At 56.9% G+C, this 22,418-nt stretch carries 14 protein-coding genes, 2 tRNA genes, 3 rRNA genes and 1 pseudogene; 5 read left to right on the top strand and 15 right to left on the bottom strand.

The genetic code is table 11. The features are described from left to right. Positions 1–454: 454 nt before the first annotated feature. The 15 genes and pseudogenes from C5F71_RS18145 to C5F71_RS18075 all read right to left on the bottom strand — a co-directional run bounded on the left by C5F71_RS18145 (position 455) and on the right by C5F71_RS18075 (position 18,284). Complete coding sequence (locus C5F71_RS18145) at positions 455–2,878, bottom strand: TonB-dependent receptor (RefSeq protein WP_158682865.1); 2,424 nt, start codon at positions 2,876–2,878, stop codon at positions 455–457. Between the two features lie 118 nt (positions 2,879–2,996). Beyond that, positions 2,997–3,851, bottom strand: a complete 855-nt coding sequence (locus tag C5F71_RS18140) for a FecR family protein (RefSeq protein ID WP_169870569.1) — start codon at positions 3,849–3,851, stop codon at positions 2,997–2,999. A 2-nt stretch (positions 3,852–3,853) separates the two neighbouring features. Continuing rightward, on the bottom strand, positions 3,854–4,363 hold the full coding sequence (locus tag C5F71_RS18135) for an RNA polymerase sigma factor (protein WP_092237308.1): 510 nt from the start codon (positions 4,361–4,363) through the stop codon (positions 3,854–3,856). Positions 4,364–4,650: 287 nt separating this feature from the next. Continuing rightward, entirely contained in the window at positions 4,651–6,396 is a 1,746-nt protein-coding gene (locus C5F71_RS18130; protein ID WP_104911665.1) for an ABC transporter ATP-binding protein, read from the bottom strand. Positions 6,397–6,451: 55 nt separating this feature from the next. Continuing rightward, positions 6,452–7,399 (bottom strand): acetamidase/formamidase family protein, encoded by a 948-nt coding sequence (locus C5F71_RS18125; protein WP_104911664.1) that lies wholly within the window; start codon positions 7,397–7,399, stop codon positions 6,452–6,454. A gap of 60 nt (positions 7,400–7,459) precedes the next feature. Beyond that, positions 7,460–9,079, bottom strand: a pseudogene (locus C5F71_RS18120) (ABC transporter substrate-binding protein). A 29-nt stretch (positions 9,080–9,108) separates the two neighbouring features. After that, entirely contained in the window at positions 9,109–10,035 is a 927-nt protein-coding gene (locus C5F71_RS18115; RefSeq protein ID WP_032867356.1) for an ABC transporter permease, read from the bottom strand. Further along, positions 10,036–10,884 (bottom strand): ABC transporter permease, encoded by an 849-nt coding sequence (locus C5F71_RS18110; RefSeq protein ID WP_104911663.1) that lies wholly within the window; start codon positions 10,882–10,884, stop codon positions 10,036–10,038. After that, positions 10,881–11,474 carry an ANTAR domain-containing response regulator gene (locus C5F71_RS18105; protein ID WP_104911662.1) on the bottom strand — a complete coding sequence of 198 codons (594 nt, stop codon included), beginning with the start codon at positions 11,472–11,474 and terminating at the stop codon, positions 10,881–10,883. The genes C5F71_RS18110 and C5F71_RS18105 overlap by 4 nt, the downstream gene beginning before the upstream one ends. Beyond that, positions 11,471–12,610, bottom strand: a complete 1,140-nt coding sequence (locus tag C5F71_RS18100) for a transporter substrate-binding protein (RefSeq protein ID WP_104911661.1) — start codon at positions 12,608–12,610, stop codon at positions 11,471–11,473. The genes C5F71_RS18105 and C5F71_RS18100 overlap by 4 nt, the downstream gene beginning before the upstream one ends. Before the next feature lie 465 nt (positions 12,611–13,075). After that, positions 13,076–13,191: ribosomal RNA gene (gene rrf, locus C5F71_RS18095) — 5S ribosomal RNA — on the bottom strand. A gap of 150 nt (positions 13,192–13,341) precedes the next feature. Continuing rightward, positions 13,342–16,235, bottom strand: a 23S ribosomal RNA gene (locus tag C5F71_RS18090). 247 nt (positions 16,236–16,482) lie between these two features. Beyond that, a tRNA-Ala gene (locus C5F71_RS18085) sits at positions 16,483–16,558 on the bottom strand. 30 nt (positions 16,559–16,588) lie between these two features. Further along, positions 16,589–16,665, bottom strand: a tRNA-Ile gene (locus C5F71_RS18080). A gap of 82 nt (positions 16,666–16,747) precedes the next feature. Continuing rightward, positions 16,748–18,284, bottom strand: a 16S ribosomal RNA gene (locus C5F71_RS18075). Together the 16S, 23S and 5S rRNA genes with 2 tRNA genes alongside form the textbook arrangement of a ribosomal RNA operon. A 485-nt stretch (positions 18,285–18,769) precedes the next feature. Between C5F71_RS18075 and C5F71_RS18070 the strand changes: the two genes are divergently transcribed. The 5 genes from C5F71_RS18070 to C5F71_RS18050 all read left to right on the top strand — a co-directional run bounded on the left by C5F71_RS18070 (position 18,770) and on the right by C5F71_RS18050 (position 22,408). After that, the gene (locus tag C5F71_RS18070) at positions 18,770–19,639 is read left to right on the top strand and encodes a GyrI-like domain-containing protein (RefSeq protein ID WP_104911660.1); all 870 of its coding nucleotides are present in this window, start codon (positions 18,770–18,772) and stop codon (positions 19,637–19,639) included. Between the two features lie 149 nt (positions 19,640–19,788). Beyond that, a complete protein-coding gene (locus tag C5F71_RS18065) occupies positions 19,789–20,118 on the top strand; it encodes a hypothetical protein (RefSeq protein ID WP_104911659.1) in 330 nt (109 codons plus the stop codon). Between the two features lie 29 nt (positions 20,119–20,147). Then, positions 20,148–20,519: a PH domain-containing protein gene (locus tag C5F71_RS18060; protein WP_029300265.1), complete on the top strand. Its 372-nt coding sequence runs from the start codon at positions 20,148–20,150 to the stop codon at positions 20,517–20,519. A gap of 102 nt (positions 20,520–20,621) precedes the next feature. Next, positions 20,622–21,401, top strand: a complete 780-nt coding sequence (locus tag C5F71_RS18055) for an AraC family transcriptional regulator (RefSeq protein ID WP_104911658.1) — start codon at positions 20,622–20,624, stop codon at positions 21,399–21,401. Positions 21,402–21,502: 101 nt separating this feature from the next. Beyond that, on the top strand, positions 21,503–22,408 hold the full coding sequence (locus C5F71_RS18050; RefSeq protein WP_070996891.1) for a DMT family transporter: 906 nt from the start codon (positions 21,503–21,505) through the stop codon (positions 22,406–22,408). The last annotated feature ends 10 nt before the right edge of the window (positions 22,409–22,418 follow it).

Genomic DNA, 22,418 nt, shown 5'->3' with positions numbered 1-22,418 from the left:
TCACGGTACAACGTGGAAGTGTACACATGCAAAAAACTATATTAATTATACAGTTATGCTATTATTCGAGTCTCCCTCGGGGCACCATATAGCAATACCTGAAAGTCTCTACCAGGCTTTCAGCAACAGAGAAACCGGCCACTTGAGCCGGTTTTTTTGTGCCTGGGTATCTACCTCTGGATCCCTGTATCCCTGCTTGTATCGTGAGAAAAATACCGAACCTTGGGACACAAGGATGAAGCGCGCAGATGTCAAGCACCGCCCTCTCGCGAATACGACGCTCGCCGACACTGGCCTTTACCTTGGCACCTGTGCCGCGCCTGGCGCTGGATGGCATGTTGTTCGAAATCGAAGCAGTGGCCGGTGCTGCTCGATTGATATTTCGAGCAAGAGACAGCGAGCCCGTGAAATAACAGCTTCACGGGTTCAAGATTGATGGTCTTGAGACGGTACTTCAGAAATTGGTGCGCAGCGTAAAGGTCATGTTTCGCGGGGCACCATAGTAGTTTTGCGACTCTACCGGCCCGGTCTGAGCGTAATAGACGCGGTCAAAAATGTTTTCTACGTTCATCGAAAGGCTCACGCTTTTGGTGATGTCGTACGCTATGCGCGCGTTGTAGAGGGCATAACCTGAACCTTCGTGTTTCATACCACTGCCCAGCATGTAGGTACCACTCTGAATACGTGCTCCGGCTCCCACCTGCCACTTGGCGAATTCGTCAGGTAGCGTGTAGTTGGCCCACACACGCGCCGCATGGGCGGGCATCTGAGTCAGGAAGCTGCGACCTTCGAGGCTGACATCGTCCGGGTTTTCCAGATAACGACTACGTGTGTAGGTATAGCTGGCACTGAGTTGCAAGCCCGTCATGACCCTGCCGTTGACCTCGGCTTCAAACCCCTCTGAACGGACTTTCCCTCCAGCGATGTGACAAAGCGTGGTGAATGGGCTGTTGCACGGAGATGCATAGGATTTGTCGATCTGCGCCCGGCCATTGAAGTTTGTCTGGTAGATCGCGAACGAGGTGTTCAGTGCTCCGCCGTAAAGCTCGCCTTTAAGCCCCAATTCGTAGGTTTCTCCAGAACGTGGAGACAAAGTGTCGCCAGCGTAGGTCATGAAGTCGGTTTGCGGGGAGAATATCTCGGAGTAGCTGCCATAAGCCGACCAGTTCTGTGTCAGCGCATACACCAGTCCATAAAAGGGCACGACCTTGGCATTGGTTTTCTGCCCCGAGAGTTTGGATACCCCGCTCGGCTCGGCAATCTGGTCTTGGCTGTAGTCCCACCAACTGACGCGGGCACCGACAATCACATCCAGCGGCTCAAGCACGTTCATCCGCAAAGACCCGTAGACACCTTGCTGGTCGAGCGTCGACTTGACGGTACGGTAGCGGGCCAGGCGATCGTATCGAGGGGGGATGAAATCGATGATGCTCGGGATGCTTTTCGTTTCCTCGTACTCCTGTGTCTCATAACGCCCGGAATCGCGCTTGGCGTGAGTGACGTTGGCACCGAGGATGACTTCGTGACGCCGTTCGAGCAGTTCGAAGTGGCCATTGAGATAAGCGTCGGTGTTGTACTGATAGTTGTTTTCCGAACGGCTTTCCGCCCAGTTGTAGCCACCGCCATGGGTCAGCGGATCAATCAGGCCGCCGGTGTTGCTGTAGATAGTGTCCAGATTCAGCTTGGTGTAGTTGGTGGTCAGGCTCATCCGCCAATCATCGTTGATCTGGTGCTTGGCTTCGAGGAACACCTGAGTAGTTTCCACATCGTTGTAGTCCGATGGCGAACTCAAGTTGGTCGAGCGTTTCCAGTCGATATTCGCGCCGGTCTTGTAGGCCGGAAGACCGAAGTCCATAACCCCACGATTGTTCACGTTCTGATAGGAAAAACCGGCGCTTATCAGGGTTTGTGGCGACAGGTCGAACTCCAGGACGCCATAAGTAGAAGACCGCTCGGTCTTGGCGTTGTCATAAAAATAGCCACGGTCGCCGTAGGAGGTTACCAAGCGACCCCGAACGCTTTTGTCTTCGTTAAGCGGACCTTGAACGTCGATTTGCTGGCGATAGTTGTCCCAGCGCCCTGCGGACGTGGTGGTGCTGATGTGGAAGTCTGATGAGGCCCGCTTGCGTACCAGGTTGATGGCGCCACCGGGCGAACCTGCCCCCTGAAACAAGCCAGCTGAGCCCTTGAGCAATTCAACCCGCTCATAAGGGACCAGGTCAGCCCAGTTCTGCGAGGTAATGCTGTTGCCGTTTGGCAGCGGTATGCCGTTGATCTGGTAGTTATCGATCTGAAAGCCGCGCGCATAAGGCTGGTTATCGCCCACCATGTAGCCGTATGTGATCACCCCGGGCAGGTTGTTGTAGACGTCATCCAGCGTCTGGATATTCTGGTCCTTGATTCGCTGGGCCGTGAGTACCGAAATGCTCTGTGGAATATCCTTGAGGGGACGCTCGCTTTTGCCGATACTCACAGCGCCCGTCGTGTAGGAGGGAGAGTCTTCAGTATTTATGCCCAACCCGGCAGCCTGAATGGTGGTAGCGCCCAACTCCAGGGCGTCGCTCTTATTGGGAGCGGCAATCAGATAACTCCCATCGGCGGTTTTCTGCGCCACCAAGCCAGTGTTGCCGACGATACGCTCCAACGCCTGTTCGACGCTGAGCTGCGCGTGCAGCGCCACTGCCTGGCGTCCTTCGGCAACATCGGTTGCGAACAGGATTCGACTACCGGTCTGTGCCGCCAAAGCATTCAGTGTTTTATCCAACGCCTGGGCCGGGATATCCAGCGAATAGACAGCGCTTTTTGCGTGGACGGTGCTTGCCAATAGCAGGCCGCTCGCGAGCAGGCTCAGGCGAAGCGATGACGTGTTCTTACCCATGTTTTCCCCATTCGAACAGTCGATGAAAGCGTTCTTCATAGGGTTGGCGTATGGACGACGTCAGATGTTGAGGTCTGACCTGAATATAATTCTCATTTAATTAATGAGTGATTGTTAATCAGCGAATTTTACTGAAGCTAACGGTGCCGTCCGCGGCACGTACGATGCTCACTGGCAAGATCGACGGCAGCAGGCCGATCAGCGCCTCGACCGAGCCACTGTCAAACTCACCGGAGAGGCGCAGTTCGCCGACCTGCGCATCGGCCAACCGTAACGGTTTTTGCCGGTAATGCTGAAGGTCCGCGATCACCTCGCGCAAGGGCGTGCCGTCGAAGCGCAACTTGTCCTGACGCCAGGCCGTGAGGGCAGCGACGTCGACCGGCCTCACCTCGCCCAGTTGCGCGGATGACGCCCGCAGCTGCTGGCCGGCGTTTAGTCTCACAACTGCAGTGCGATTGCTGCTGACTTCAACAGCGCCCTCAATGACCCCCACGTCCACGCCGCGCACGTCACTGCGCACGTCAAATACAGTGCCTATATCACGAACTCTTACGCCTTGGCTGCGCACGATAAAAGGCGTATCGGCATGCACGACACTGAACAGTGCTTCGCCGTGAATCAGTTCCAATTGGCGGCTGCGGAGGCGCTTTTCAATGATCAAGTGACTGCCGGAATTCAACTCGACGCGACTGCCGTCAACCAGTTGAAGCTGTTCCCGCTGGCCTATCGCAACATGGATATCCTCGTGTTTCCACGCGGGATCAAGCAACCAGATAGCGCTGCCCAGGGCCAGAACTAACGTGCCTGCACGAGCCGCATTTCTGCGTTTGCGGCGACTCTCAGTCATTGCCTTGCCTTCAGCCAGCAGGGCCTCCCTGGACGGAGCGCGTTCACGTAATGCCTCGGCAAATGGCTGCAACGGATCGGCCGCGTCAGGACGACGTTTTTTGTCGAATGCGTCCGGGTGACTCATGGTTACGCCTGCCCCTGTCGTTGCATCAGCCGACGTGCAGGTTCCCAGCGCAGAATGATGGCTGCCATTGCGCGGCCAAAATGCTGGGTGACCATGTTCAGGGAAATATCCAACTCGTCGGCAATTTCACGTTGCGGCATGCCATGGATACGATGCAGCAAAAATACCTGGCGCTGGCGCGCCGGCAGCGCCTCAATGATTGCCAAGAGGGCACGCACGTGTTGTTCGAATTCTACCGCCCGCGCACCGTCCCAACTGTCCATCCCTTCTTCGGGCGACATGTGTGTTTGAACATATAGGCTACGAGTGCGCTCGGCGCGGATACGATCAACGGCGCGGTTGAAGCTCACCTTGCGCAGAAATGCCAAAGGCAGTGCGACTTTTTCCTTGGGCGGTTTTTCGAGAATCTGGATACAAACGTCATGAACAAGATCACGAGCAAAGTGTTTGCCGTTGAAACGAAGCCGGATGTACTCCACCAGCGCATCGTAGTGAAGGGTCAGCGCGGTCATCAGCTCTTCATTGGGCGACGTCTTCGACATGGGAATCAAACGGGATTGATGAGAATGTATCTCATTATATCGTTATCTTAACGACGTTTGCGAGCCGTCAGATGTTGTTCTTTAAACTGAGATGAAGTCCCGCAGAGTGAGACGGATGCTAAGTGCATATCGGTTGTTCGCTGCAAATGGGCAAAGTCTACTCAGGATCTCGCTGCGCGGGTCTCGCCAGCCAGCCCACGTCTTTGAACGTATTCAGGAGGCCCGAGTACAAACCCGCTATGGACTGGGGCAAGGCCTTACCCCACCGCCACCCAATGCCCCCCGCCCACATCGTGAAACTTCTGCAGCGGCGCTTCAAACCCCTTGCCCTTGATCGGACTGGGTTGCTCGAACTCTTGCAGCAACGCCTTGAAATCACGCTTCTGGTCGACATCAGGCATCGGCACCGCGCTGAGCAGGCGTTTGGTGTAGGGATGCTGGGGGTTGTGCAGCACGTGATCACGGCGGCCGATCTCGACTATCTGGCCGCCATACATCACCGCGACGCGATGGCAGATGCGCTCGACCACGGCCATGTCGTGGGAAATGAACAGGTAGCTGAGTCGATGCTGTTTGCGCAGGTGTTCCAACAACTCAAGCACTTGGGCCTGCACTGATACGTCGAGGGCGGAGACGGATTCATCGGCGATGATGACTTTGGGGTTGAGCGCCAATGCGCGGGCAATGCAGATACGCTGGCGTTGCCCGCCCGAGAACTGGTGCGGGTAGCGGTACATGGCGTCAGCCGGCATATCGACCTGGCGTAACAGTTCGGCGACACGCTCCTGTCGTTGCGCCAGTGGCAATTGGTCATGGATCAGCAGCGGCTCGCCTACCAGCTCCAGGATGTTTTTGCGTGGGTTCAGGGCCGCGTAGGGGTCCTGGAAGACCATTTGGATATCGCGGCGCACGGCCTGCAGTTCGGCGCCGTGCAAGCCGTTCAACTCTTTGCCGAACAACTGCACGCTGCCTTGATAGGCCAGCATATTCATCAGGGCCTTACCGGTGGTGGATTTACCACAGCCACTCTCCCCCACCAGCCCCAGGGTTTCGCCTTGGCGCAGTTCAAAGTTGAGCCCTTCTACCGCGTGCACCTGTTTGTCTTCTTCGAACCAGCCCATGCGCACAGGAAAGCGCACGGACAAGTCGCGCACCTGCAAGACCACCGGTTGCTGGCTGACGTCGCCCGGCTGGCCCGCCGTGCCCAGCACGGGCACCGCCGCGAGCAATTTACGGGTGTAGTCGGCCTGAGGCTGGGTGAATAGCTGGCGCACGGGCGCTTGTTCTTCGGTGCGACCATGGTTCATCACCACCACCTGGTCGGCCATTTCAGCGACCACCCCCATGTCGTGCGTGATCATCAGCAAGCTGGTGCCGTAGACCTGTTGCAGTTCGCGCATCAGTTCCAGGATCTGCGCCTGGATGGTCACGTCCAGCGCGGTGGTCGGCTCATCGGCGATCAGCACTTTGGGCCGACAGAGCATGGCCATCGCGATCATCACACGCTGGCGCATGCCACCGGAAAGCTCATGGGGATACTGCTGCAGGCGTTTTTCCACCTGCGGCATGCGCACCGATTCAAGCATCTCCCGGGCGCGCTGGCGCAGCGCCTGACGCCCCAGGGGTTCGTGCCGGCGTAGCGTCTCCTGCAATTGCTGGCCGACAGTCATCAGCGGGTTGAGCGACGTCATCGGCTCCTGGAAGATCATGCCGATCTGTTTGCCGCGCAGTCGTTGCAACTCGCGCTCGGGCGCGCCGATCAAGTCGCGCCCTTCAAAGCTGATCGCGCCTTCGGCCACCCGGACCGCCTTGGGCAACAGCCCCATGATCGCCAGCGACGACAGCGATTTACCACTGCCGGACTCCCCGGCGATACACAGTGTCTGGCCGGCGAACAGGTCGAAGCTCAGGTGATCGACCACGCGCCGGGAGCTGGCCCCCATGCCGACATCGATGGACAACTGCTGCACCGACAAAATCGGCTGGGAGGTCCCGTTACTCATCAAAGCTCCTCACGCGTGAAGCGACAAACGCCAAGTCGTTGGCGATGAACAGCCATCAGGCAAATACGATTTTCGGGAAGTAGAACGACACGACCCAGTTGGGCAGGTCGACGATCTCGCTGATACGCAAATCGCCACATACCGAACACAACATGTACGCCTGCTCCGCGGGCATGTGGTGCTCACGGCACAGCCAGTCGATGGTGTTGCTGACGGCCTGACGTGCGGCTTGCATCAAGTCCGGGCCAATGCCGGTGAAGGCTTCGTAGCCCGCACCGTCCAGGTGACGGGTCACGGGGCCTGGGGTGCTGAAGCGCGGCGTTGCCAGGGGGGTATTCTTGATCAGGTCCAGCTTCACCACCACATCCATTGCGCTCTCGATCGCGGTGCCGCACACCTCACCATCGCCTTGCGCCGCGTGGGTATCGCCAATCGACAACAAGGCGCCGCTGACCTCCACCGGCAGGTACAGCGTGGTACCGGCCGACAGGTCGCGGATGTCCAGGTTGCCGCCGACCCGGCGCGGTGGCACCACCGAGTGCAAGCCCGCCAACGCCGGCGCAAGGCCGATGGTGCCGGCAAAGGGCTTGAGCGGCACTTTGGCGAAATCACTGAAGGCCGCCGGGCTCAGGGCCAGTTTGTCGTAGTGCCACAGCACCAGGGCGGGGTCCGTGAACTGGTCCGCAAGCAGGCCAAACCCCGGGATGTTGGCTGTCCAGCCGAAGCCGCTCGGCTTGAAGCTGTCGAGGGTGATTTTCAGCACGTCGCCAGGCTCGGCACCCTCGACAAAAATTGGCCCGGTCACAGGGTTGATCGTATCGAACGGCACCTTGCCGACATCGTCTACCGTCGATTGCGGCGTGAAGAAGCCGTTGGACGAATCGCGGCAGCAGAACTCCAGCATGGCACCTGGCGCCACCCGGGCGGTCGGTTCGATGCTGTTGTCCCAGCCGAAATGGCTGTTGACGCTGTGAATGGTCTTGACCAGGCAGTTCTGGCACATAGGGAGAAAACTCCGCGTAAAGACCACGCCCGGAAGGCGTGGTGACAGGCCGGCTGCGCTTTATTTCAGGTAGATGTAGTTGTAGTTGACCGGGATGTGCACCGGATCGACATACAGTGCGTCGCTGCCGCCCATGCGCGAGGAGCGCACGGTGAAGCGTTGTTCGTTGAAGATCGGGACCCACGGCGCATCGGCCATCACATCGATGAAGATCTTCTTCCACAGCGCCGTCCGCTCGGCCTGTTGCTCCGGCTTGGCCATGCTGTCGGCCTTGGCGGCCAGCGCGTCCAGGTTCTTGTTGCAATACAGCGCCCAGTTCCAGCCACCGTCCACCGCACTGTCACAGCCCAGGATCGGCCCGTAGAAGTTCGAGGGGTCCGGGAAGTCGGCAATCCAGGCCATGCCGCCGGACCACACCATCGGCGCCTGATCCTTGGAACCGCCTGCCGCAATCACGTTGGCCTGCGCCAGGGACTTGATCTTCACACGCACCCCGACCTTCGCCAGGTCCTGCTGGATAGCCTGGGCGATACGCGGCTGCGGGTCGGTGTTCATCACGTACATCTCGGTGTCGAAACCCTTGTCGAAACCGGCTTCGGCCAAGAGCTTCTTCGCGCCTTCGACATCGTAGGCGTAGCCTTTGTAGTCCTTGTCGTAGCCCGGCATCGCGGGCGGCAGCGGCTGGTTGGCCGGGACCGCACGGCCGTTGATGATGCGCACGATGCGATCCTTGCTGATCGCCATGTTCACCGCCTGGCGCACCTTGAGGTTGTCGAAGGGCGGCAGTGTGGTTTTCAGGGTCAGGTAGCCGGTTTGCAATTGATCACCGGTGACCACCAGGCTCTTGAACTTGGGGTCGTTCTTGAACTCGAGGAACTTGGCCGGCGGCACACCGTCGCCCGCGATGTCGACCTCGCCCTTTTGCAAACGCAACAACGCGACCATCGGATCCTAGCCGACCTCAAAGGCGATCGAGTCGAGGTGCGGCAGGCCCGCCTTGAAATAGTCCGGGTTCTTCTTGAACAGAATCTGCTGCCCCAGCTTCCACTCCGCCAGGCTGTAGGCACCGGTGCCCACCGGGTGTTTGCCGAAGTCGGCGCCCCACTTCTCGACCTCCTCCTTGGGTACGACAAAGGAGAAGTTGATCGCCATCACCTGCAGGAACGTCGCATTTGCCGACTTGAGCGTGATCTTGACGGTGTAATCGTCGACGACCTCAATGCCCGCCAACTGTTCGGCCTTGCTGGCCGCCATGTCTTCATAGCCGACGATCGAACTGAAGAAACCCGCACCCGGGCTCTGGGTTTTCGGGTTGACGGTACGCTCCAGGGAGTACTTCACGTCGCTGGCCTTGAGTTCGCGACCATTGTGGAACTTCACGCCTTTCTTCAAGGTGAAGGTATAGACGGTGCCATCCTCGGAGATGCTGTAGTCCGAAGCCAGGTTCTTGGTCAGTTCCGTGGTACCTGGCTTGTAGTCCATCAGACCGTCGAACAGGCTTTTGATCATCGACCAGTTCTGCCAGTCATAACCGATGGCCGGGTCGAGGGTGGCCACGTCGTTTTGATAGGTAATCACCGCGGCGCCACCGTCTTTGGCGTTTGGATCAAAGTCATCGGCCAACAGATTGCCGGCAAACAACGCAGCCGCGATGGCCAAGGATAATGCTTTGCGATTCATGCTTCAGCCCCTTACCTATGGTGATGTTCCTAGTGTTTTTTGATGTCGATACGCGGGTCGACCCAAGGGATCACCAGGTCGGCGACCAGGTTGCCCAAAACGATTGCCACCGCTGAAACCGTGGTCACCCCGACAATCACCGGGATGTCGACCTGCTGGATCGCCTGCCATGTCAACTGACCAATTCCCGGCCAGCCGAAGACTGACTCGACCACCACCAGCCCGCCCATGAAGATCCCGATGTCGATGCCGATCATCGGAATCACCGGCACGATGGCGTTGGGCAGTACATGCCGCAGCACCACGCGTACGCGGCTCAAGCCCTTGGCCCGGGCGGTGCGGATGAAGTCTTGGTGCAGCACCTCGATCATTGAGGAGCGCACCATGCGCGAGTACCAGCCGCTACCGAGAATGCCCAGGGTCAGGGCCGGCAACAGCAGGTGTTCGAAGCCGCCATAACCGCCCATGGGGAACCAGTCCAACTGCACGGCGAAGAAGTACAGGAACAGCATCGCCGCGATGAACTGCGGGGCCGATACGCCGATGAACGAAAGGGCCATCAAGGCTTTGTCGGCCCAACTGTCGCGGCGCAATGCGGCGATCACGCCGAGGCTGATACCAATCAGCAACTCGAAACCGATGCCCGCGGCCATCAACTCCAGGGACGGACGCAAGCGCGCGCCGATCAGTTCCGTCACCGGGCTGCGCTGGATGTAGGAGCGCCCGAGGTCGCCCTGCACCAGGTTGCCCAGGTAATTGGCGTACTGCTGATAGAACGGCAGGTCGAGCCCTAGTTGCATGCGGATCCCAGCCACCACTTCGGGCGTGGCGCTGCGCCCGGCAATCTGGCGTGCCGGGTCAGCAGGCAGCATGAACAGCAGCAGGTACGTGATGAAGGTCACGCCAAGCAGGATCAACAGCGAGTAGCCGATGCGACGACTGATAAAGGCCAACATTCAGCTTCTCCCTTGCAGGGTAGGATCGAGTTCGTCGCGCAGGGCATCGCCCACCAGGTTGAATGCCAGCGACAGCAGGACAATCGCAATGCCGGGGAAAAACACCAGCCACGGCGCCGAGGTGAAATAGGTCTGGCTCTCGAAAATGATGTTGCCCCAGCTCGGCGTTGGCGGTTGGACTCCCACGCCCAGGTACGACAAGGTGGCTTCCAGCAGCACTGTGGTCGAGATGCCCAGGGTGGCCCAGACGAGGATGGTCGGTAGCAGATGAGGCAGCAGGTGAGAGAACAGAATGCGCAGCGAGCTGGCTCCCAGGGTTCGCTCTACGGCCACGAAGTCACGGGCGCTCAGGGCGATGGTTTCGGAGTAGATCACCCGGGCGATCTGTACCCAGTTGACCATGGCGATCACCAACGCAACGATCCACACGCTGGGCTGGAAAATCGCCGACAGCGCAATCGCCAGCAGCAAGGCCGGGAACGCCATCATCAAGTCAGTGAAGCGCATCAGCGTGCTGCCGACCCAGCCACGCAGGAAGCCCGCGCTCAGCCCCACCAGCGTGCCGATCAGCACCGCCAGGCCATTGGCGAGCAAGCCGATGAACAACGACGTCCGTGCGCCATAGATCAGCCGCGACAGCAGATCACGGCCGAGTAGATCGGTGCCCAGCAGGTACGGCGTATCGGGGGACAGCGGCGCGCCTTCCAACGACAGGCCTTCGACAAATTGCTCGGATGGATCGTATGGGCTCATCCACGGTGCAAACAACGCCAGTAACACGACAATCACGATGTACAACAGCGACAACGCCACCGCCGGACGGCGAACCAAGGCACGCAACACCTTCATAGCTGGCCCCTGCTCGGTTGCAGGCGATCTGCCGCCATCTCCGCACACAAGTCATCCAGGCTACGGTTCAAGTGCATGGACAGGCTACGCAGGCGCTCATAGGCCTCGCGCTCATCGATCTGCTGCTCGACCATCAACCGCGCCAACGCCTGGGCCAGCAGCGGCCGTGCCAGGAGTCGCTGTTGCAGCGCTTCAATGGTGCGGCTGTCGCTATCAAGTCGTTCACGCAGACCGATCGCCATCATCAACGTGGTGTAGACCGAACCTTGGGTGATCGGCTTGTTCAGCAACGCGGTCGCCCCCAACTCAATGGCGCGCTGGATGTGCGACAGGGTTTCGTGGGAGGTCAGCGCCACAATGGGCACGCCGGCAGCGCTCAGGCGTTGCAGGGTGGTGGGGCTGGCAAAGGGTTCCAACTCGACGATGGCAGCAAAACAACCATCGAGCGAATCATCCGCGTCCTCAAACAACTCCTGCGCGGTAATGCCCAGCCGCTGCAAGCTCTTGTGCAGGTTAGCCAGGCTACGCGGCTCGCAGTCGATCAACAGCAACCGGCCCGCTTCAAAGTCTGGGCGTTTGAACAGGCTCATTTGACGATCCTCAGGCGGGGTGCGGGTGCAACTGCGCGCAGACGTTGAAATTCACTCAGGTCGGTGGCGGTCAGGTAAGGGTCGGCCGGCAGTGGCCGTGCCTCACTGTGCAGGACGACGAAGCGGCCCGCGCGCAGCTCAGCAATATGGCAAGGCTGGCTGCTGTGGTTGTTGCGCTCGGCGATGGCCAGGGTGCCGAACACGCTGTCCTGCGGGTGGTCGTACACGTAGCGGCAAATACCCTCGGGGTCATCGCTGCCACACTGGTCCAGCGCCCGGGCAAACAGGTGCAGGGCTACGTACATCCCGGTGTAGAAGTGCGAAATCGGGTGCACCCCATGCAGCATGTGCTGCTGCTGACTGAACGCAGGGGCGACTTCTTCAAAGAACGGACCGCATGACAGCACACGCAGGCTGCGCAGGTCGCCGACGTCACTCAATTCGGCCTCGGTCAGGTTGCAGCTCAACACCGGCAGGCTCCAGCCGACGGAGTTGCACGCGGCATCCAACTGCCGCAAAAAGGCGTAGGAGGATTTCCCGATCAAGTTGTTGAGAATGAACGCCGGCCGTTCTACCAGCAACGTCTGGATCAACTCACTGAAAGGCGTTGCGTCCAGATGGATGTAGCGCTCCAGCAACACTTGGACGCCGGCCACTTCGAGCACTTCACGGGCGACCCGATTACTTTCCCAACCCCAGCTGTAGTTCGACCCCAGCAGCACGGCGCGCTTGCCAAACGTCTGCAGGGCGTAGCGCAACAAGGGGATCAACGTCTGGTTCGGGCAACCGCCGAGATACAGCACATGTTCGCTGCTCTCGAACCCCTCATACGGGCAGGCGTACCACAACAGACCGGCGTTCTGCTCCAGGTCCGGAATGATCTCCTTACGACTGGCGGAGGTAGTGGTGCCGAAGATGTGCCGTACTCCGGACTGCATCAACTCAACGGCCCCTTCGCTGTACCGGTGCAGAACGCCTCGTGGATCGCGGTGGGTGGCCTGCAGGATAAAGTCATAGCCAGGGTTGCCATTGATTTGCGCGAGCGCGTGGGTTGCCCCGGCCAACGCATTGCGCCCAACACTTTTGTAGGTGCCCTCGGTGGAGAGCAACAGCCCAACCTCAATGGTACGACGCATCTATTTTCCCCAAAAAAAAACCTGATCGACCAGGGGACTGGTCAATCAGGCTTCATTACCTGGCGCTCAAGGCGTGCGATGTCTGTCGGCAAGACTTAGTGGCATGGCCAGGCTTGCTCGTGGTTATCACTATGAAATAAGCGTGCCATCTTTACAGTGGCGTGGGAGCTGGGGCTTTTCGGGATGTACAGAGGGCGCGTCGGCACTGAGTTGGAACACAGTGGCGGTTCTGAGCTTCACTAGAGTGCACAGCAGTTGGGGCAGACTTGTACTGACTTCGGGCGAGACTCTTGCGTACAGATGTAACGTTAGTTCCCAAGCTGTTGCCGGCGCCTTTGCCCGAGTGCGGCAATACGAGACAAGTTGGTGGTATCGAATCTTGCTGCTGGAAACTTGCCACAGTGCCTTTTCGACCGCCCAAAACAAAACCCCAACTGCTTTCGCAATTGGGGTTTCGGAATTTAATCTTGACGATGACCTACTCTCACATGGGGAAACCCCACACTACCATCGGCGATGCATCGTTTCACTACTGAGTTCGGGATGGGATCAGGTGGTTCCAATGCTCTATGGTCGTCAAGAAATTCGGGTACTGAGTCGTGGCCAGCTGGCCTCGCTTCAGCAAATTGGGTATGTAATAGAAGTCGGTGTTTTGCGAGATCGAACTTTCGGTTCGTTTCGTCTTCACACACCGCAATCTGGCCTTTCGACGCAAATTGCTTGGGTGTTATATGGTCAAGCCTCACGGGCAATTAGTATTGGTTAGCTCAACGCCTCACAGCGCTTACACACCCAACCTATCAACGTCGTAGTCTTCGACGGCCCTTCAGGGAACTCAAGGTTCCAGTGAGATCTCATCTTGAGGCTAGTTTCCCGCTTAGATGCTTTCAGCGGTTATCTATTCCGAACATAGCTACCCGGCAATGCCACTGGCGTGACAACCGGAACACCAGAGGTTCGTCCACTCCGGTCCTCTCGTACTAGGAGCAGCCCCTCTCAAATCTCAAACGTCCACGGCAGATAGGGACCGAACTGTCTCACGACGTTCTAAACCCAGCTCGCGTACCACTTTAAATGGCGAACAGCCATACCCTTGGGACCGGCTTCAGCCCCAGGATGTGATGAGCCGACATCGAGGTGCCAAACACCGCCGTCGATATGAACTCTTGGGCGGTATCAGCCTGTTATCCCCGGAGTACCTTTTATCCGTTGAGCGATGGCCCTTCCATACAGAACCACCGGATCACTAAGACCTACTTTCGTACCTGCTCGACGTGTCTGTCTCGCAGTCAAGCGCGCTTTTGCCTTTATACTCTACGACCGATTTCCGACCGGTCTGAGCGCACCTTCGTACTCCTCCGTTACTCTTTAGGAGGAGACCGCCCCAGTCAAACTACCCACCATACACTGTCCTCGATCCGGATAACGGACCTGAGTTAGAACCTCAAAGTTGCCAGGGTGGTATTTCAAGGTTGGCTCCACGCAGACTGGCGTCCACGCTTCAAAGCCTCCCACCTATCCTACACAAGCAAATTCAAAGTCCAGTGCAAAGCTATAGTAAAGGTTCACGGGGTCTTTCCGTCTAGCCGCGGATACACTGCATCTTCACAGCGATTTCAATTTCACTGAGTCTCGGGTGGAGACAGCGCCGCCATCGTTACGCCATTCGTGCAGGTCGGAACTTACCCGACAAGGAATTTCGCTACCTTAGGACCGTTATAGTTACGGCCGCCGTTTACCGGGGCTTCGATCAAGAGCTTCGCGTTAGCTAACCCCATCAATTAACCTTCCGGCACCGGGCAGGCGTCACACCCTATACGTCCACTTTCGTGTTTGCAGAGTGCTGTGTTTTTAATAAACAGTCGCAGCGGCCTGGTATCTTCGACCGGCATGAGCTTACGGAGCAAGTCCTTCACCCTCACCGGCGCACCTTCTCCCGAAGTTACGGTGCCATTTTGCCTAGTTCCTTCACCCGAGTTCTCTCAAGCGCCTTGGTATTCTCTACCCAACCACCTGTGTCGGTTTGGGGTACGGTTCCTGGTTACCTGAAGCTTAGAAGCTTTTCTTGGAAGCATGGCATCAACCACTTCGTCACTCAAAGAGTAACTCGTCATCAGCTCTCGGCCTTAGAATCCCGGATTTACCTAAGATTCCAGCCTACCACCTTAAACTTGGACAACCAACGCCAAGCTGGCCTAGCCTTCTCCGTCCCTCCATCGCAATAACCAGAAGTACAGGAATATTAACCTGTTTTCCATCGACTACGCTTTTCAGCCTCGCCTTAGGGACCGACTAACCCTGCGTCGATTAACGTTGCGCAGGAAACCTTGGTCTTTCGGCGTGGGTGTTTTTCACACCCATTGTCGTTACTCATGTCAGCATTCGCACTTCTGATACCTCCAGCAAGCTTCTCAACTCACCTTCACAGGCTTACAGAACGCTCCTCTACCGCATCATCCGAAGATGATACCCGTAGCTTCGGTGTATGGTTTGAGCCCCGTTACATCTTCCGCGCAGGCCGACTCGACTAGTGAGCTATTACGCTTTCTTTAAAGGGTGGCTGCTTCTAAGCCAACCTCCTAGCTGTCTAAGCCTTCCCACATCGTTTCCCACTTAACCATAACTTTGGGACCTTAGCTGACGGTCTGGGTTGTTTCCCTTTTCACGACGGACGTTAGCACCCGCCGTGTGTCTCCCATGCTCGGCACTTGTAGGTATTCGGAGTTTGCATCGGTTTGGTAAGTCGGGATGACCCCCTAGCCGAAACAGTGCTCTACCCCCTACAGTGATACATGAGGCGCTACCTAAATAGCTTTCGAGGAGAACCAGCTATCTCCGAGCTTGATTAGCCTTTCACTCCGATCCACAGGTCATCCGCTAACTTTTCAACGGTAGTCGGTTCGGTCCTCCAGTTAGTGTTACCCAACCTTCAACCTGCCCATGGATAGATCGCCCGGTTTCGGGTCTATTCCCAGCGACTAGACGCCCTATTAAGACTCGCTTTCGCTACGCCTCCCCTATTCGGTTAAGCTCGCCACTGAAAATAAGTCGCTGACCCATTATACAAAAGGTACGCAGTCACCCAACAAAGTGGGCTCCCACTGCTTGTACGCATACGGTTTCAGGATCTATTTCACTCCCCTCTCCGGGGTTCTTTTCGCCTTTCCCTCACGGTACTAGTTCACTATCGGTCAGTCAGTAGTATTTAGCCTTGGAGGATGGTCCCCCCATATTCAGACAAAGTTTCTCGTGCTCCGTCCTACTCGATTTCATGACTAAGAGATTTTCGCGTACAGGGCTATCACCCACTATGGCCGCACTTTCCAGAGCGTTCCGCTAATCTCAAAGCCACTTAAGGGCTAGTCCCCGTTCGCTCGCCACTACTAAGGGAATCTCGGTTGATTTCTTTTCCTCAGGGTACTTAGATGTTTCAGTTCCCCTGGTTCGCCTCTTACGCCTATGTATTCAGCGTAAGATAACCATCTTATGATGGCTGGGTTCCCCCATTCAGACATCTCCGGATCAAAGTCTGTTTGCCGACTCCCCGAAGCTTTTCGCAGGCTACCACGTCTTTCATCGCCTCTGACTGCCAAGGCATCCACCGTATGCGCTTCTTCACTTGACCATATAACCCCAAGCAATCTGGTTATACTGTGAAGACGACATTCGCCGAAAATTCGAATTTCTCAACTAAGAGAACTCACAAATTTTACCTTAGCCTGATCCGTTACCAGTGAAAGTAACGTTCAGTCTATCTTTCTATCACATACCCAAATTTTTAAAGAACGAACTAGTCAAAGACTAGAAATCAACATTCACCATCACAACGATGGAATGCTCATTTCTAAGCTTTATACAAACAGAAGCAGTAGTGGTGGAGCCAAACGGGATCGAACCGTTGACCTCCTGCGTGCAAGGCAGGCGCTCTCCCAGCTGAGCTATGGCCCCGTATTTCTACAGGCGTTTCCCACACAAAATTGGTGGGTCTGGGCAGATTCGAACTGCCGACCTCACCCTTATCAGGGGTGCGCTCTAACCAACTGAGCTACAGACCCAATTTCGGGCTGCTTCTTTTCGTCTTCTTCAATGAATCAAGCAATTCGTGTGGGAACTTATGGAGCAGCTGATGTCGTCGATTAAGGAGGTGATCCAGCCGCAGGTTCCCCTACGGCTACCTTGTTACGACTTCACCCCAGTCATGAATCACACCGTGGTAACCGTCCTCCCGAAGGTTAGACTAGCTACTTCTGGTGCAACCCACTCCCATGGTGTGACGGGCGGTGTGTACAAGGCCCGGGAACGTATTCACCGCGACATTCTGATTCGCGATTACTAGCGATTCCGACTTCACGCAGTCGAGTTGCAGACTGCGATCCGGACTACGATCGGTTTTGTGGGATTAGCTCCACCTCGCGGCTTGGCAACCCTCTGTACCGACCATTGTAGCACGTGTGTAGCCCAGGCCGTAAGGGCCATGATGACTTGACGTCATCCCCACCTTCCTCCGGTTTGTCACCGGCAGTCTCCTTAGAGTGCCCACCATAACGTGCTGGTAACTAAGGACAAGGGTTGCGCTCGTTACGGGACTTAACCCAACATCTCACGACACGAGCTGACGACAGCCATGCAGCACCTGTCTCAATGTTCCCGAAGGCACCAATCTATCTCTAGAAAGTTCATTGGATGTCAAGGCCTGGTAAGGTTCTTCGCGTTGCTTCGAATTAAACCACATGCTCCACCGCTTGTGCGGGCCCCCGTCAATTCATTTGAGTTTTAACCTTGCGGCCGTACTCCCCAGGCGGTCAACTTAATGCGTTAGCTGCGCCACTAAGAGCTCAAGGCTCCCAACGGCTAGTTGACATCGTTTACGGCGTGGACTACCAGGGTATCTAATCCTGTTTGCTCCCCACGCTTTCGCACCTCAGTGTCAGTATCAGTCCAGGTGGTCGCCTTCGCCACTGGTGTTCCTTCCTATATCTACGCATTTCACCGCTACACAGGAAATTCCACCACCCTCTACCATACTCTAGTCAGTCAGTTTTGAATGCAGTTCCCAGGTTGAGCCCGGGGATTTCACATCCAACTTAACTAACCACCTACGCGCGCTTTACGCCCAGTAATTCCGATTAACGCTTGCACCCTCTGTATTACCGCGGCTGCTGGCACAGAGTTAGCCGGTGCTTATTCTGTCGGTAACGTCAAAACAGCAAAGTATTAATTTACTGCCCTTCCTCCCAACTTAAAGTGCTTTACAATCCGAAGACCTTCTTCACACACGCGGCATGGCTGGATCAGGCTTTCGCCCATTGTCCAATATTCCCCACTGCTGCCTCCCGTAGGAGTCTGGACCGTGTCTCAGTTCCAGTGTGACTGATCATCCTCTCAGACCAGTTACGGATCGTCGCCTTGGTGAGCCATTACCCCACCAACTAGCTAATCCGACCTAGGCTCATCTGATAGCGCAAGGCCCGAAGGTCCCCTGCTTTCTCCCGTAGGACGTATGCGGTATTAGCGTCCGTTTCCGAACGTTATCCCCCACTACCAGGCAGATTCCTAGGCATTACTCACCCGTCCGCCGCTCTCAAGAGAAGCAAGCTTCTCTCTACCGCTCGACTTGCATGTGTTAGGCCTGCCGCCAGCGTTCAATCTGAGCCATGATCAAACTCTTCAGTTCAAACATCTTTGGGTTTTTAAGAAACCCTAAACTTGGCTCAGCAATCGTTGGTTACATCTTTGATTTCTCGCGGAGTAACTTGTGATGCTGATAATCTTGTTGACTATCAGTCTGACTCCACAAGCACCCACACGAATTGCTTGATTCAGTTGTTAAAGAGCGGTTGGCTAAGATCTTTCGTCTCAACCGAGGCGCGCATTCTACAGCAGCCTCATTTGCTGTCAAGTGGTTATTTTCAGAAGCTTTCGAGGATTTCCTCAACAACTTCAACCACTTGCGCTTCCGATCTCTCGTCAGCGGGAGGCGAATAATACAGGATTAAAACACGTGGTCAACCCCCGCCTGAAAATTCTTTGCAAAGCGCCTGATTTGCCATCATGAAACGTCCTAGACAGCCCAAGCACTACCTCAGCAAGCACGGCTAGGCGCGGGCATGCGGGAATCCCTGACGCTATGGCCTACCGAACTCCAGGAGCCTCCATCCAGTGTCTGACTTGTCGAGCAACGCCGCCTACACACAACGCTTCAATGCAGTCCTCACCTATATAGAAGCCAATCTCGAAGGTGACCTGTCCGTGAAGGCGTTGAGCCAAGTGGCGAATTTTTCGGCGTTTCACTTCCATCGGCAATTCACTGCCTTCGTCGGCGTACCAGTTTCACGCTACGTGCAATTGATGCGGTTACGACGCGCGGCGCATTGCCTGGCCTCCACCCCGGGTTACTCGGTACTGGAAGCAGCCTTCGGTGCAGGTTTCGAAAGCCCCGAGGCTTTTTCCAGGGCATTCCGGCGAGCGTTCGGTATGGCACCGAGTGCGTTCAGGAAGCAGCCCAGTTGGCAGGTCTGGAGTTCGGTGTTCACCATCCCTCACTTCTCAAGGAACATCATCATGCACGTACGAATCGTAGAGTTTCACCCCGTCAGAGTGGCAACACTCGAACACTGTGGCGCTCCCGGGCTCGTTAGCGAGAGTGTGCGCAGGTTTTCCGAGTGGCGCATGCGCAGCGGACAGTCTCCCGTGCAATCAAGTCGCAGCTTTGGCATTCCTTTCGGCAACCCCGATACAACCCCGCCCGAAGCATTCCGGTTTGCACTCTGCGGTGAAATTGACGAGGCCGTGGCCGCAAATGAGTTCGGCGTAACCGAGCGCGTTATCCCAGGAGGGCGTTGCGTTGTCGTGCGCCACGTGGGCTCGACGGACCACATCGGCGAGACCATCTACCCGATCTATCGCGACTGGCTACCCACCAGCGGCGAGGAACTGCGCGACCACCCCCTGTTCTTCGATTATCTGAGCGTTTATCCCGAGACCCCGCAGGATCAATGGCAGACCGACATATATGTACCCCTGCAATAACGCGCCACCCACCTACCGCCACATCCAATTTAATCTATACAAATCAAGCCATTAATGCTTTAAAGAAAGGCCTTGAAACTCAAGGTCTTTTTTTCGCCTGCAGAAAAATGACCACCCCCGCTGCACTCCATAGGAGAGGACCCAGGACCATGGAATTGACGCTCGAAGCCGTTGCTCTATTCGCCCTCAAACTGGTGCATGAGACCGAAGATGGCAGCCCGATCCTGCGCGACGATCTGGTCATGGATGGTTACGAGCGGGAGGTGTTTGGGTTGTTGGTGCGCAGTGGCGACCTGCCAACCATCCAACACAAGGTAGATGAATGCACCAAGCAGGCCCTGGCGACCTTGGGCGGAGCCAACAGGGTGTTGGGCCGCGAGCTGCAAAAGCTTATGACTGACGTCCAGCAAGCCTCGACACTAGAGGAACTCAATCCCCCACTCGAAGCACTCAAGGACTACCTCAAGGCAATCCTGTAGCACCCTCCCAGCCCCCCAAGGACCTTCCAATGATCGACTTCAACAACAAAGGCTTCTTCAAACTCAAGCAAAACAACGAGTATGCCGAACGCGTTGCTTCGCTGTTGCTCGATGACGAACAAGTAGTCGATGCCTATAAAGCCATGCGCGACGGCGTGGTGTTCACCACCAAACGCATCATCGCCGTGAACGTACAAGGCATCACCGGCAGCAAGAAAGACTTCACCTCACTGCCCTACAAAAACATCGTCGCGTACTCGGTGGAAACCTCCGGTACGTTCGACCTGGATTCGGAACTGGAGATCTACTTCTCATCGCTGGGCAAAGTGAAGTTCGAGTTCACCGGCAAGACCTCGATTGTCGAAATCTCCAGGCTGATCTCTAAACATCTGTTGGGATGATCGGCTGGCAATACTCCCAGCGGTTGCCAACTGTTTCATTGCTCTGGCTCCCAGCCCGATGGCTGACGTAGGATAAGTGCTTCAGCCCAAGGAGCGTCACGGATGAGCGCCACTCCCCCCCAATCGTTCTCTCTGGCGCTGCGCTCTTATTCCGGGCAGATCGAGCTGCACGAGCACGATTTTCATCAAATAGTCCTCCCCCAATCCGGGTCGATGGAGATTGAGGTCGACGGATGGGGTGGCAAAGTCGATGCGAGCCAGGGCGTGGTGATTGCCGCCGGCGCCCGGCATACGTTCCTGGCCAATACCCGTAACAGTTTCCTGGTACTGGACGTGTTGATGCCGCCTGCCGAACAACAGCAGCCAAGCACCGCGCAGCTCCTGGATCCGCTCCATGACAAACGCTTTTTCGCGGTCCGCCCCCAGATCCGGCATTTACTCGACTACGCAAACAACAACGGAACATGGCTGGTCAACTCACCAGAAATGGCCCAGTCATGGAGCCATTTGCTCTTGGGCTCATTGCTGCAACCCGACGCCCCGCCGAACGACCCCGGGCAACTCATTCTCGCCAGGGCGCTGGCCTACATCGAGCAGCACCTGAGTACGCCCCTGACAGTGCATGACATTGCCCGTAACGCGGGCACCAGCGAGCGGCGGCTGTATGTCTTGTTCGGACAACACATGAAACGAACCCCGTTCACCCACATCGCGACCTTGCGCCTGAACCTGGCCGTCGATCTGTTGCGCCAGACCTCGCTGTCGATCATTGATATTGCGCACCGCGCCGGTTATGCCGATCAGAGTGCGTTGAGCCATGCCCTGAAGAAAGCCCGCAACCTCACCCCGGCGGCTGTGCGTAAACAAGCACGCGATCATTGAAAACAGCAGGCCTGAACATTTTTTTGGCAGGCCCGATCAATACGCGCCCCTCGAAACTTTTTTATTGTCCCGGCATTAGGATCATCTAAAGACGGGGCAGCATGAGCACTTCCAACGCATCCTTCACCCTTGCCAAGGGCGCCGCAGGTGCCACCCTGATTGGGGTCATTGCAGTGTTTTTGTGGGCGTGCCTGGCACTGTTGACCACATTGACCGCAGGAATCCCGGCTTTTCAGTTGCTGGCATCGAGTTTCGCCGTCGCATTCGTGGCAAGTCTGTTGATGCTGGGTATGCGCGGCGCTGAGGGGTTCAGCAGTTGGCGCCAGCCCTGGTACGTGTGGGCAACGGGCTTCGCCGGCATCTTTGTCTATCACTCTCTGTATTTTTTCGCCCTGAAGGCCGCGCCGGCGGCTGAAGCCAGCCTTATTGCGTACCTGTGGCCGCTGCTGATCGTCCTGCTGTCGGGGTTTTCCACTGGTGAGTCGCTGCGCAAGCGCCAACTGCTGGGGGCATTGCTCGGTCTGGCAGGGACGGCCTTCATCATGCAACAGCGCGCCCAGGGTGAAAGCCTGGCGATGCCGATTGTCGGTTACGCCGCTGCCTTTGCCTGTGCCTGGGTCTGGTCGATTTACTCGGTGGTGAACCGGCGCTTCAGCAATGTCCCCAGCAGCATCATCGGCGGCATTTGCGGGTTGGTCGCAATCGCCGGATTGCTGTGCCACCTGGCCTTCGAAACCACAGTGCAGCCTGGCGCGGGCCAATGGGCGGCAATCGTCGCGCTGGGGCTCGGCCCGGTAGGCCTGGCCTTTTTCGCATGGGATCACGCAACCAAGCACGGCAACCTGGCGATGCTTGGCGCCTTGTCTTACCTGGCGCCGCTGTTCTCCACACTGCTGCTGATTGCCGTAGGGCAAAGCGACGCCAAGCCGATCCTGCTGCTCCCTGCCGCGTTAATCATCGCAGGGGCCGTCATTGCCACTTCACGCTCACGCAAAACCTCACGCTGATATCGAGCCC

Origin of the sequence: Pseudomonas sp. LG1D9 (assembly GCF_002949995.1) — a bacterium.
Classification (GTDB): domain Bacteria; phylum Pseudomonadota; class Gammaproteobacteria; order Pseudomonadales; family Pseudomonadaceae; genus Aquipseudomonas; species Aquipseudomonas proteolytica.
The sequence above is the reverse complement of the archived record's forward strand: the minus strand, read 5'-3'. Positions and strand labels throughout refer to the sequence as shown.

What these genes read in the sequence shown, in the direction of transcription:
- C5F71_RS18115 (WP_032867356.1), bottom strand. Translation starts at nt 10,035, where the DNA reads ATGTTGGCCTTTATCAGTCGTCGCATCGGCTACTCGCTGTTGATCCTG.
- C5F71_RS18130 (WP_104911665.1), bottom strand. Translation starts at nt 6,396, where the DNA reads ATGAGTAACGGGACCTCCCAGCCGATTTTGTCGGTGCAGCAGTTGTCC.
- C5F71_RS18065 (WP_104911659.1), top strand. Translation starts at nt 19,789, where the DNA reads ATGGAATTGACGCTCGAAGCCGTTGCTCTATTCGCCCTCAAACTGGTG.
- C5F71_RS18100 (WP_104911661.1), bottom strand. Translation starts at nt 12,610, where the DNA reads ATGCGTCGTACCATTGAGGTTGGGCTGTTGCTCTCCACCGAGGGCACC.
- C5F71_RS18050 (WP_070996891.1), top strand. Translation starts at nt 21,503, where the DNA reads ATGAGCACTTCCAACGCATCCTTCACCCTTGCCAAGGGCGCCGCAGGT.
- C5F71_RS18135 (WP_092237308.1), bottom strand. Translation starts at nt 4,363, where the DNA reads ATGACCGCGCTGACCCTTCACTACGATGCGCTGGTGGAGTACATCCGG.
- C5F71_RS18060 (WP_029300265.1), top strand. Translation starts at nt 20,148, where the DNA reads ATGATCGACTTCAACAACAAAGGCTTCTTCAAACTCAAGCAAAACAAC.
- C5F71_RS18145 (WP_158682865.1), bottom strand. Translation starts at nt 2,878, where the DNA reads ATGGGTAAGAACACGTCATCGCTTCGCCTGAGCCTGCTCGCGAGCGGC.
- C5F71_RS18055 (WP_104911658.1), top strand. Translation starts at nt 20,622, where the DNA reads ATGAGCGCCACTCCCCCCCAATCGTTCTCTCTGGCGCTGCGCTCTTAT.
- C5F71_RS18105 (WP_104911662.1), bottom strand. Translation starts at nt 11,474, where the DNA reads ATGAGCCTGTTCAAACGCCCAGACTTTGAAGCGGGCCGGTTGCTGTTG.
- C5F71_RS18110 (WP_104911663.1), bottom strand. Translation starts at nt 10,884, where the DNA reads ATGAAGGTGTTGCGTGCCTTGGTTCGCCGTCCGGCGGTGGCGTTGTCG.
- C5F71_RS18125 (WP_104911664.1), bottom strand. Translation starts at nt 7,399, where the DNA reads ATGTGCCAGAACTGCCTGGTCAAGACCATTCACAGCGTCAACAGCCAT.
- C5F71_RS18140 (WP_169870569.1), bottom strand. Translation starts at nt 3,851, where the DNA reads ATGAGTCACCCGGACGCATTCGACAAAAAACGTCGTCCTGACGCGGCC.